The 11,953-nt window shown below is 56.3% G+C and carries 10 protein-coding genes and 1 tRNA gene; 3 read left to right on the forward strand and 8 right to left on the reverse strand.

The features are described 5' to 3' along the window. Positions 1–42 precede the first annotated feature (42 nt). Together Poly59_RS11080 and Poly59_RS11085 are read left to right on the forward strand one after the other, a co-directional pair. On the forward strand, positions 43–426 hold the full coding sequence (locus Poly59_RS11080) for a hypothetical protein (RefSeq protein WP_146534095.1): 384 nt from the start codon (positions 43–45) through the stop codon (positions 424–426). Beyond that, positions 426–857, forward strand: a complete 432-nt coding sequence (locus Poly59_RS11085) for a DUF6527 family protein (protein WP_246151607.1) — start codon at positions 426–428, stop codon at positions 855–857. Before Poly59_RS11080 ends, Poly59_RS11085 begins: the two co-directional genes overlap by 1 nt. Before the next feature lie 112 nt (positions 858–969). Here the strand turns inward: Poly59_RS11085 and Poly59_RS11090 are convergent, their stop codons facing one another. The 8 genes from Poly59_RS11090 to Poly59_RS11125 all read right to left on the reverse strand — a co-directional run bounded on the left by Poly59_RS11090 (position 970) and on the right by Poly59_RS11125 (position 9,527). After that, positions 970–2,208 carry a tyrosine-type recombinase/integrase gene (locus Poly59_RS11090; protein ID WP_146534097.1) on the reverse strand — a complete coding sequence of 413 codons (1,239 nt, stop codon included), beginning with the start codon at positions 2,206–2,208 and terminating at the stop codon, positions 970–972. 176 nt (positions 2,209–2,384) lie between these two features. Further along, positions 2,385–2,467 (reverse strand) — tRNA-Leu (locus Poly59_RS11095). A gap of 86 nt (positions 2,468–2,553) precedes the next feature. After that, positions 2,554–3,849 carry a glutamate-1-semialdehyde 2,1-aminomutase gene (hemL, locus tag Poly59_RS11100; RefSeq protein WP_146534098.1) on the reverse strand — a complete coding sequence of 432 codons (1,296 nt, stop codon included), beginning with the start codon at positions 3,847–3,849 and terminating at the stop codon, positions 2,554–2,556. A gap of 45 nt (positions 3,850–3,894) precedes the next feature. Continuing rightward, on the reverse strand, positions 3,895–4,488 hold the full coding sequence (gene leuD / locus Poly59_RS11105; RefSeq protein WP_146534099.1) for a 3-isopropylmalate dehydratase small subunit: 594 nt from the start codon (positions 4,486–4,488) through the stop codon (positions 3,895–3,897). 109 nt (positions 4,489–4,597) lie between these two features. Beyond that, the gene (gene leuC / locus Poly59_RS11110) at positions 4,598–6,022 is read right to left on the reverse strand and encodes a 3-isopropylmalate dehydratase large subunit (protein WP_146534100.1); all 1,425 of its coding nucleotides are present in this window, start codon (positions 6,020–6,022) and stop codon (positions 4,598–4,600) included. Between the two features lie 291 nt (positions 6,023–6,313). Beyond that, positions 6,314–6,517 carry a hypothetical protein gene (locus tag Poly59_RS11115; protein ID WP_146534101.1) on the reverse strand — a complete coding sequence of 68 codons (204 nt, stop codon included), beginning with the start codon at positions 6,515–6,517 and terminating at the stop codon, positions 6,314–6,316. 157 nt (positions 6,518–6,674) lie between these two features. Next, entirely contained in the window at positions 6,675–8,531 is a 1,857-nt protein-coding gene (gene glmS / locus Poly59_RS11120) for a glutamine--fructose-6-phosphate transaminase (isomerizing) (protein WP_146534102.1), read from the reverse strand. Between the two features lie 198 nt (positions 8,532–8,729). Next, entirely contained in the window at positions 8,730–9,527 is a 798-nt protein-coding gene (locus Poly59_RS11125) for a hypothetical protein (RefSeq protein ID WP_146534103.1), read from the reverse strand. A gap of 247 nt (positions 9,528–9,774) precedes the next feature. Here Poly59_RS11125 and Poly59_RS11130 point away from each other — a divergent pair, with 247 nt between their 5' ends. Beyond that, entirely contained in the window at positions 9,775–11,919 is a 2,145-nt protein-coding gene (locus Poly59_RS11130; protein WP_186776174.1) for a S8 family peptidase, read from the forward strand. Positions 11,920–11,953 lie beyond the last annotated feature (34 nt).

The raw sequence follows: 11,953 nt of genomic DNA on the forward strand, positions 1-11,953 counted from the left end.
GCCGTAGCTCTCGACAGTTCTAACGTCGGTTTGCTTGACGGGGTGACGTTTGCCTTCCTATGCATGGATGCTGGCGAGGCTAAGCGGGCGGTTGTCGAGAAACTCGAAGCGATGGACGCATCATTCATTGATGTTGGGATGGGAGTCGAGCTGATTGATGGATTGCTCAGCGGGATATTGCGAGTCACCACTAGTGTTCCTGGCGAACGCGATCACGTTCGCAAGGGAGGCGTATCGTTCAAAGGTGATGACGCAGAAGACTTGTACGCATCAAACATTCAGGTCGCTGACCTGAATGCGTTGAATGCGATGCTCGCGGTGGGGAAGTGGAAAAAGATTAGGAGCTTCTATTGTGATCTCAAAAAAGAGGTCTATTCCAGTTACACCATCGATACCAACAAGATCGCCAACGGGTTTGAAACGTGATGAAGTATGAAACGCTGAAACACGAATTTGTAACGCACTTTCCTGACCAACCTGAACCAGGAGTGCTTTACATTTCGATTGAGTACAAAAGCGTGTCGCATCTTTGCTGCTGCGGTTGTGGCGAAGAAGTCGTCACTCCACTGAGTCCGGCGGACTGGCAGATCACCTACGACGGACGAAGCATTTCGCTAAGTCCGTCGATCGGCAGCTGGACGCTTCGATGCCGCTCGCACTATGTGATTACGCGGGGAAGAGTGCGCGAGGCGGGGCAATGGACCGACGAGCAAATCGTTGCTGGTCGAAGAAGAGATCGGCTTGCCACAGAGCGTCAGCACGGTACTCAGACCCAACTTGGCGAGACGATGCCCAAAGCAGTGCAAAAGCCCAGGTCTTGGTTCGCGAAACTGGTTGATTGGCTATTTGGTCGCTAGCTTTCCCCGAGATAATGTTCGTACAGAACGAAAGCTCTGGTGATCCAGGTCTTTCGCGGAGTTGCCTTCGTGACTCGGAGCAACATGGTTCGGCCAGTGGTCTTAGATTGGCTTAGCCGAACACGCTCTTGATAACTTCTTGCTCCTTTGTCGGGAATAGATGCCGATAGCGTTTCCGCATGGCTTCGGTAGTATGACCAACCCAAGCGTCGATGATTCGTTGATCGACGCCCTGCGACGCACAGTTGCTGCAAAACGAGTGTCGAAGACAGTGCCACCCGCGAATGACTTCCCACTTTGAGCCGGCCAGCGTCCGTTGGAAGTGGTCATTCGCTTCGTTGCGAGTAATTGGCAACAGGCTCTCGCGACTCTTTTTGCTGCGGGCGATATCAGGAATGCAAAACGTGTGCAGGCCACCTGGATGAACCGTTCTCCACTGCTTGATCGCCTTGGTCAGGCGATCCGACATGGGGACTCGCCTCGTTGACCGTTGCCCACGGACTCGCTTTTTCTCGCGAACGACCATGTGCGTCGCGTTGAAGTCAACGAATTGAGAACGCATCAACTCGCTCCGCCGTACACCCGTGTGCGCTGCCGCAACGAACATTGGATAGATAAACGGGTGGTTTGCGGTTTGCTCAACGTAGTCAAGCAACTCTTCAATCTGCTCGCGCGTCAAAAAGAGGCAGTCCCATAAATCTAGGGAAGCAGCCTCGTCCAAATTGCCACGCTCGATTTGGTCAGCAATCTCTTGCATCGTTTGAAAGTGCGGTTTTTCATCCGTCTTCGGAAAGCGAACTCCCTTCAGTGGGTAAGGAGTCGCGACGATGCTCTCCGCCAACGCCCAATTCCAGACGCTACGGAGTGTGACGAGTTCCTTTCTGATTGTCGCCGGGCTCAGCTTTCGACCGCGAATCCCTGGCGCCTTGGCTCGCTTCTGAACGTAGGTCTGTAACGTCTCACGAGTGAGTGAATCTATGGGGAATCGAGCACCAATGTGTCGCTCCAGGTGGGTCTGGTGCGTCTTCATGCCATCAACTGTAGTGTCCTCTAATGCATCGTCCGGTATGCCATCGAAGTATCGCTGGAACAGTCCCGAAAGCTGAACCCGTTCGGTGGCCGACCTTTTGGATTCCAGCTTGCCATCGGAGAGAAGAAAAATTGGAGCATCCGCGTTGTCAGGCAACTCCAAACGCCCACTTTCAACCAGCCGAATGTTCTCCTCCAGTCGGTGAAGCCTTGTCTGTGCTTCCGTTTCGTTTTTGGTTTTCAGGGAGCGTTTGTACTTGCGGCCGGCAAATCGAAAGCTGATGTGGAAATTGCCGGAAGGATCATTTTGAAGCCATGCCATTTTCTCGGTCTCTCTCAATTGAAGTGAGAGTGAGCCTAGCTCTGGGCGACGTGCTCAGGCCAGCGACGCAAGCCCAACACAAACGCAGGGGTGCCACTGATCTGCCACTGATGGTTCTGAGAGCGCATGAAAAAAGGACTCAGAGCCAAAGCCCTAAGTCCTTTTCTCACAAAGAGTACCGAAGGAGGGACTCGAACCCTCACTCCCTTGCGGGAACTGGATTTTGAATCCAGCGCGTCTGCCATTCCGCCACTCCGGCTTCTCGTCGTTGCCGTTTCCGACTACTCGAGAGGGACAAGTATCTAAACCTGAGGCAGTTTTTGCAAGCCGGGCTTGCAGAAGTCTTTAGGCAATCTTTTTCAGCACCTTTTCTGCCGCTGCGATGGTCTGGTCGATATTCGCTTCGGTATGGGTGCTGCTGAAGAACAGCGACTCGAATTGGCTGCAGGGCATGTAGACGCCTTCGCCGATCAAACCCCAGAAATACCGCCCAAACGCCTCGCGGTCGCAGCGATCTGCGTCCGCCCAGCAGTGAACCGGATCCGGGTTGAAGAACAGCGTGACCATGCTGCCGACGTGCCCCATCGTGTGCGGGATGCCGGCGGCAGTGGCTGCCCGGTCCAGGCCGTCGGCCAGTCGCTGTCCCATTTTTTCGAGATATTCGTAGGGCGGCTTTTCCTTCAGGATCCGCAGCGTGGTGCTGCCGGCGGCGACGGCGACTGGATTGCCGCTCAGCGTACCTGCCTGAAAAATCTTTCCGGCTGGGATCACTTGATTCATGATGTCGGCTCGGCCACCGTAGGCGCCTAGCGGCATGCCGCCACCGACGATCTTGCCGAGGGTCGTCATGTCGGGCGTGATTCCGAAACGCTCTTGTGCACCGCCAAATGCCAATCGGAAACCCGTCATCACTTCGTCGAAGATCAGGACTGCGCCGTCGGCGGTCGTTTGTTCGCGCAGGCAGGTCAGAAACTCTATCGTTCCTGGAACGCATCCCATGTTGCCGACGACAGGCTCCAGGATGACAGCGGCGATTTGGCCGGCGTACTTCTGGAATGCTTCGACGACGCCTTGCGGATCGTTGTACGCCAACACAATCGTGTCGCCGCCCGCACCGGGTGTGACGCCGGGTGAATCGGGAACGCCAAGAGTCGCCGCGGCACTACCAGCAGCAACCAACAGCGAATCGACATGGCCGTGATAGTTGCCCGAGAACTTGATGATCTTGTTACGTCCGGTGGCACCGCGAGCTACGCGAATGGCACTCATCGTGGCTTCGGTACCGCTGTTGACCAGCCGAACCTTTTCGATGCTTGGAACGGCATCAATGATCTGCTCGGCTAGCATCGACTCGGCTTCGGTCGGCGCACCATAACTGGTTCCGCGACTGGCCGCTCGCACGATCGCGTCGATCACTTCGCCGTTGGCGTGCCCCAAGATCATCGGCCCCCATGAACCGATGTAGTCCAGGTATCGCCGACCGTCGATGTCGAACAAGTACGGCCCTTCGGCATGGTCGATGAATAGCGGCGTTCCACCGACGGCACCGAACGCGCGAGCGGGACTGTTGACGCCGCCAGGCATCAATTTGCTAGCACGCTGGAACGCTGCGACGCTCTTGGGACCGATATCATGGGTCATGAAGTGCAACCGATTCTTGTTGGATGTGCTGAGAGGAAAAATCGATTACCAGGTGCGGGCGTTCTCGTAAGCCGTAATCTTTGCTTCGCGAAGCAGGGTTTGGTCGATGTCGTCGAGTCCCTTCAGCATGTTCTCGCGGCGGCTAGCGTCGACTTCAAACGAGCGTTCAAACCCATCCGAATCGGACACGGTTTGGTTTTCCAAGTTGACCGTCAATTGATACGACGGATTCGCGGCGGCGCGTTTGAACAGTTCTGCGACATCGGCTTCGGAGAGCGTGATAGGAAGCACGCCGTTCTTGAAACAGTTGTTGAAGAAGATGTCCGCGAACGAAGGTGCGATGACGGCTCGGAAACCGTAATCATCGAGCGCCCAAACAGCGTGTTCGCGAGAACTGCCGCTGCCAAAATTCTGGCCAACGACCAAGACCGACGCACCTTTGACGTTGTCTTGGTTGAGTTCAAATTCGGGGTTCGGCGTTTTGCCATCGTCCAAGAAACGCCAATCGAAAAACAGAAACTGGCCAAAGCCCGTTCGTTCAATTCGTTTTAGGAATTGCTTGGGGATAATTTGGTCAGTGTCAACGTTGGCACGGTCCATCGTGGCAACGACGCCGGTGTGAATGGTAAAGTTTTGCATGGGTGGAAAGCAGGTGTTAGGTATTAGGCGTTGGGTAGTAGGAAAAACGGTATGGCGTCCGGGCGTTTGGGTTTTGAATCCTAAAACCTAACACCTAGACCCTCTTTTCCTATTCCTTATAGTTCCAGTTACGGATGTCGACGAAGTGACCTTCGATGGCTGCGGCGGCGGCCATGGCGGGGCTGACTAGGTGAGTCCGTCCGCCCTTTCCTTGGCGGCCTTCGAAGTTCCGGTTGCTGGTACTGGCACAGCGTTCGCCCGGTTCAAGTTTGTCAGGGTTCATCGCCAAGCACATGCTGCAACCGGCTTCGCGCCAATCGAGACCCGCTTCGACAAAAATCTTGTCCAGGCCTTCTTTTTCAGCCTGCAATTTGACTCGGCCACTGCCCGGCACCACCATGGCGCTGACGTCCGAGGAAACGTGATAGCCTTTGACGACGGCGGCGGCGGCACGCAGATCTTCGATGCGAGCGTTCGTGCACGAACCGATGAAAACTCGGGACAACGAAACGTCTTCGATCGACATGCCGGCTTTCAGCCCCATGTATTCCAGCGCGCTGGCCGTCGACTTCTGTTCCGTGACGTCAGTGAACTCCGACGGGTCCGGCACGTTGTCGGTAACGCTGCGGACTTGACCGGGGTTGGTTCCCCAAGTCACTTGCGGCTGGATGTCTTCGCCACGGAACACCTTTGACACGTCGTAGGTTGCGCCCGGGTCGGTTGGCAATTGCTTCCAACGTTCGACGGCGGCGTCAAAGTCCTTGGGTGCTTCAGGAAGACCGCGAAGATAATCAAAGGTGGTTTGGTCCGGTGCGATCATGCCGGCACGAGCGCCCGCTTCGATCGACATGTTGCAAACCGTCATGCGTTCTTCCATGGTGAGTGCACGAACGCAGTCGCCGGTGAATTCCAACACGTATCCGGTTCCGCCGGCGGTGCCCAGCTTGCCGATCAGGTATAGAATCATGTCTTTGGCGGTGACACCGCGAGGCAGCTTGCCGTCGACTCGCAGTTCCATCGTCTTGGGTTTGAACTGCAGCAACGTCTGAGTCGCCAACACGTGCTCGACTTCGCTGGTTCCGATCCCAAATGCCAGCGAACCGAATGCACCGTGAGTCGCGGTGTGGGAGTCGCCGCATACGATGGTCATGCCGGGCTGGGTATAGCCATTTTCAGGGCCGATAACGTGAACGATGCCTTGGCGAACGTCATCGATGTCAAACAGCGTGACACCGAACTCTTTGCAGTTCTGACGCAGCGTTTCGATTTGCTTGCGGCTGATTGGGTCAGCAATTGGCAGGCTGCGGTCGCTTGTCGGAACATTGTGGTCGGGTGTCGCGATTGTTCGCTCGGGGCGGCGGACGGGGCGATTGTTCAGCCTCAGACCTTCAAACGCCTGCGGGCTGGTCACTTCGTGAACCAGGTGCAGGTCGATGTAGATGATGGCGGGGCCAGACTCGGGTGCGTCGACGACGTGTTGTTCCCAGATTTTGTCGAGCATGGTCCGCGGGGCGGACGAAGAAGCGTCGGTCATGTGCGTTTTGGCGCTGCGAAAGGCGGCATAAAAGGAGAGAAACGTTTCGTCCACCCACTGTCAACTGTGACCGCCGGACTGTCAACGGCTAAGGGCGGGCGTCTCAACACGACGGCTAGGAAAAACGCTGCGCGGTGGCAAATGGTGGCGAAGGCCCTTCGCGGTTTGCAGACGCCGCACTAAGTCCGGCTGACGCCACACGGTGGGCGGGCGTCAGGTAATAGAAGGCCGAAAACGTCGGAGTGCCGGGGGCGGAAAAAGATACTCAGCCCGACGAAGAATGGGAAAACCCTAGACAGGTTCTTCGATGAGGTGATCGTTGATCGAATCGACCACGCCCGGGACAATCTTGGTGACGTTCACCTTTGTCCGCCGCAGTTCTTCGATTTCCGCCGCCATTTGCGAGATCAGATTGGCGATTTCGCCACCGGCGACGTCGCCAAGGTTAACCATCAGGGCTTTGCGTGAATTATAGGTGAGGCCATGTTGTTTCATCGTTGTGCCTTTTGGATGCAAATTCAGGAAGAGGAGAAGAAAAGAAATCGAAGATTGAGACTAAAAGATACGAAAACGCGAATGCGAAGAAAACCCTCCAGCGGTGTTCAAATGCACACCCGCGGCGACCAAGCATCCCCCCGACTTGCAGGCCAGTTTACTCGACAGTAACGCTTTTTGCTAAATTTCGTGGCTTATCAACGTCACAGCCACGCAGCAGCGCGATGTGATAGGACAGCAATTGCAGCGGAACTACCGTCACGATTGGTTGCAAGAATTCTTGGACCGAGGGGACGCGAATCACGTCATCGGCAATTGCTTCGATGTGCGGATCATCGTGGCTAGCGACCGCGATGATCGGACCACCGCGAGCCTTCACTTCTTCCATGTTGGCCATGACCTTATCGTGCGTCGTGCCACGCGGGACGATGAACAGACTTGGCGTATCCTTGTCGACCAATGCGATCGGACCGTGCTTCATCTCGGCGGCCGGGTAACCCTCGGCGTGGATGTAGCTGATTTCCTTTAGCTTCAGAGCGCCTTCGAGTGCCGTCGGAAAATTGTATTGGCGTCCCAAGTACAAAAAGTTGGTGGCGTTACAGTACTTTTTGGCCACGTCACGCACTTGTTCGTCCGTCGTCAGTGCTTGTTGAACGGCTGCGGGCAAGCGTCTTAGCTCTTCGATCAAACGTTTGCCACCCTCATAGCTCATGTGCCGAGTTCGACCAAAGTACAACGCCAACATCGCAAGCACACAGCACTGGGACGTGTACGCCTTGGTGCTGGCCACGCCGATTTCGGGTCCGGCGTGCAAGTACACGCCGCCGTCGGCTGCTTGCGCAATCGAACTTGCGACGACATTACAAATCGCCAGCGTCCGGTGCCCTTTGCGTTTGGTTTCACGCAGTGCTGCTAGCGTGTCGGCGGTCTCACCACTTTGTGTGATCCCGAACACCAACGTGTTGTTTTCCATCGGCGGATTGCGATACCGCAACTCGCTGGCGTACTCGACACTAACAGGAATCCGCGCGAGTTCTTCGATCAGGTACTCACCCACCAGCGCCGAGTGCCAACTGGTGCCACAGCCTGTCAAAACGATTCGTTCGACGCTGCGCAGTTGTTGGGGTGTTAGGTTCAATCCACCAAACACTGCGGTGGCGTCTTGGTCATCCAGTCGACCTCGCATCGCGTTGCGAATCGATTCAGGTTGTTCGTAGATTTCCTTCAGCATGTAATGGTCAAAACCATTCAGGCTCACATCGCCGGTGTCAACTTCCAAGGGCCGGATGTCAACACGAACTCGCCCCGAATCACGGTGAATGACAGAAAAGCCTTCGGGCGTCAGCACAGCAATCTGGTGATCGGCCAAGTACACGATACGGTCAGTGCGACCGGCTAGCGGCGATGCGTCGCTGCTGATGAAGTACTCGCCTTTGCCAACGCCAATGACCAGCGGGCTGCCAAATCGTGCGGCAATGATAAAGTTGGGCCGGTCCCGAAACGCAATCGCCAAACCATACGTCCCACGCAGCCGGGCCACCGAAGCCTGGACGGCGTTCAAGTAACGCATGTTCGGCTGGCCAGCGATTTCAGCCGTTGTTTTTAACTTCTCGGCGACCAAGTGAGCGACGACTTCACTGTCGGTATCCGATTTGAAGACATATCCCTTTTCGATCAATTCCTTCTTGAGATCCAGAAAATTCTCAATCACACCATTGTGAACCAGCACGACTTCGCCATCACCGCCTTGATGCGGGTGAGCGTTCGGTTCAGTGGCTGGTCCGTGAGTGGCCCATCGAGTGTGCCCGATGCCCATGGTACCGGTCGGTAATTCATCGCCGATCCGTCCAACCAGTGAATCAATGCGTCCAACTGACCGAGTGATCGCAAAATCATTGTCGCCTTGGATCGCGATCCCTGATGAGTCATAGCCGCGATATTCCAACCGACGTAGACCGTCGATCAAGAATTGACACGCATCATCGCCGCCAACGTAACCCACAATGCCGCACATAGTCTTCTCGTTCCCATATCGATCATTCATTGAACCAGAGCGATTCAACGATTTCGAAAGTCTAGGCCATAAAATCGATTAGCGCCCGCGCAACTTTTCAGCTTCGCAAGCCTCGATGGCTAAACACGATAGGCGCACACGGCGCCCTAGGGAAGTCTCGATCGACAGTCGCGCCGCGACGGGGGCGATCACCCGCCATTAGGCTGCGCGGCGAACCGGCGTTTCACTGGTCGTGGGCGATTTCCACGCGTCACCGTCACGAACCAAAACTTTCGTATCAGCGTGCGAGACACGTCCGATCAGCTTGGCAATCTCAGGCTTGTCCCATTGATCCGCCGGTGCGGCAAACAAGATTAAATCGACTGCGCCGATCGTATGGGCGACACGAATAAGTCCGCGATCGATCGGCTCGGGATAAACTTGGGGCCGGATATCCGCCCCACGTAGGGTTTGATGGAACTGCTTCAGCGTGGTCGCACCACCCGCCATTTCAAACTGATCGATCACGATGTAGCGGACACTTGGGACAGCCGCAGCCACGGCATCGTCAGCTGCGTCGCCCGCATCGATGTCAGCAATTTTCACGGTTGTTGCGGCAACTGGTAGCGTCTTGGCCAACGTCTCAAGCACCGCGATCGCACGCGATCCGTCTTCGGCACTGATTTCCAGCACCGTTCGAATCTCACGTACGCTCGCTTCGCCGCGACCGGGCGTCGTCATCGACTTGATTTGCTTGCAAAGCGCAGCGTGAGGACTGGCGGATCCAAAGATCCCCAGCGCAGAAATACGTGACTTGGCTGGAGCGGGAACGGCAGCAGGTGCCGGAGCGGCGGCGACGGGCGCAGGATTCACAGCTTTCGCCGTTTTCGAATTCACTGGTGCACCGGTAGCCGGCTTGGCCGAATTCTCGCTGGGGTCCTGAATCGATTTTGCCGGTTCGGCAGCCTCAGAATTGGATTTGCCCCGAATTGAGTTCCAAAGTTTCAGCAGTGGCATCGGACGAAGCCTCAAAATCCAGAAGAACAGGCGCGAATGTAACGACTTACCCAGATTTATCGGCACCTTCCGCCACCTTCGTGGAATGCATCTCGCGAAGATCCGGTTAGGTAGACCGTGGGCGAGTGTACGACCTAGGCTTCCTTGAAGGACGGCCCTGGTTCTGGTGGTAGACACCAGGTATCGCGCGATGGACACCACTGATCGCCCCCCCTTTCCCTTCGGATCGCCTGCTAAACGGCAACGCATGAAAAGCGACGTACAAAAAAAAAAGCCGATCGACGACGGAATCGAGGCTAATCGTTCGCGCATCGAACCGTGCGAGCCGCGGCTCGCGCTTTCGGCGTCGTTAGCCGGCGACGTGCTACTGCAGGCGCTCGACAGCGCCCATCTGTTTGACGATTCGCTGCTGGACGATTCGCCAGATCCTGAACCCGCTTCCAACGTGATCGCCCAAGCAGCGGACTTGCGTGAAACAGTAAACCTGACTGGCGCCGGACAAACCGTGGCTGTCATCGACAGCGGAGTCGCCTGGGATCACGTCGCACTGAAATCCGACATAGCACTCCCCGGATTTGGGCCGGGCTATCGAGTGGTCGGTGGCTGGGACTTTGCTGAAAACGACAGCGACCCGTATGACGACGGACCCGCCGGCTACCACGGCACTCACGTCGCCGGCGTGTTAGCGGGCAATACAAATGACTTCGTCGGAGTCGCTCCCGAAGCAGACATTGTCTCGCTGCGCGTCTTTGATGACAACGGTTACAGCGAACTGGAATGGATCGAATCGGCGCTGCAGTGGGTTCACGCGAACCAACACTCGTTTGAATCACCGATCACGACCGTGAACTTATCCGTCGGTGCCGCACTGTCGGACGCCAATCGCGTCGTCGCGATGGATATGCTTGAAGACGAATTTGCGTTGCTTCGCCAAGACAACATTCTTGTCTTCGCCGCCGCCGGCAACTTTTTCGACGATGGCGATGACGACACGGGACTGCTGTATCCCGCGTCCAGCCCGTTCGTCGTGCCGGTATCGTCGACTGATCCCGACGGCAGCCTCAGCGACTTTGCTCAAAGAGAATCCGGAATCTTTGCTACCGGCGGTCGCCAGATCGTCAGTTCGGTTCCCGATCATGTGTTTGGCTGGGACGGGAAAGTCGACGACTTTGCCGGCCTGGACGGCACCAGCATGGCAACGCCGCAGATTGCCGGCGCTTCGATGCTCGTTCGACAAGCGATGATCGGCGAAGGACTCTCGCCGACCGCCAATGACATCCTGGAACGAATGCGAGATTCGTCGATCGAACAAATCGATCCCACGTCGGGCCTAACTTATCGCACGTTCGACTTGGCCACTGCGGTTGGCAATTTTGACGGTGAGACAACATCGCCATCAACCCTTGATCACTTTGACGGATCCAACAGCAGCGACGAAGTTGAACTGGATCTTCGCGATGGGATCGTGCTTCGAGTCGGCGGCGTCGCCTACTCACTCGCCCCGAGCGCAAACGATGCGGCAATCGTGATTGATGTCAGCGGCGGTGACGACACCCTGACGATCTTAGGCAGCACCGGCGCCGAACGATTGATCGCCAGCGCGGGCGGCAATGCCGATGGCGTAAGTTCATTATCGACCAATGCGTTCACGATTGAACTGCGTGGCTTCGAAAACATCTCGTTTCATGGCGGCGGCGGCCCCGACCGAGCTACTTTGTTTGATTCACCTGGATCGGACACTTTGGAATCGCGTCCGGGGAATGCCACGTTGAAGGGCACTGGCTTTTCGTTCGAAGCGATCGATGTGCCGCGAATCTATGTCCACGGAATCGGCGGCGGCAGCGACGTTGCGTTTTTGCAAGACAGCGCCGGCGACGACAACCTTGCTGTGCGTCCGCAATTCACAAGTTTGAAAAGCGACAATGCATTTCAACTAGCCTACGGATTTGAACGCGTCTACGCTTACGCAACTCAGGGTGGATTCGACAACGCCGAAATCTATGACTCGGTTGGCGACGACACGATGAGCGTTTCGAGTGGCCGGTCGATCATCACCGGAACGAACTATCACGTATCGGCTAGCGGTTTTGAATCGACCACCGGCTACGCTTCAAACGGTGGCGATGACATCGCCAAAATCTATTCGGAACAAACCAATTCTCAGTGGGAATCTGCACCGGACCGATTGCAATGGACCGGCAGTGACGGTGCGGTCCGGATCGCACGCGGCTTTGAACGCACCGAAGCGTTCGAACAATTCCAGGCCATCCAGCTAAGCCCTCAATCCCAGGGTTCGGCACCAACCGAGTGGTGGGCTGAAGACTCGAAAACACGCGCCGCTCGAGACGCCGAAGCGGCGAGATCGGTCTTTGCCGATCTCGGCAATCAGTAGAGCGACTGCCACAGGCAACGAGCCATCACCAGCG

This window comes from Rubripirellula reticaptiva (assembly GCF_007860175.1).
Taxonomy (GTDB): Bacteria; Planctomycetota; Planctomycetia; order Pirellulales; family Pirellulaceae; genus Rubripirellula; species Rubripirellula reticaptiva.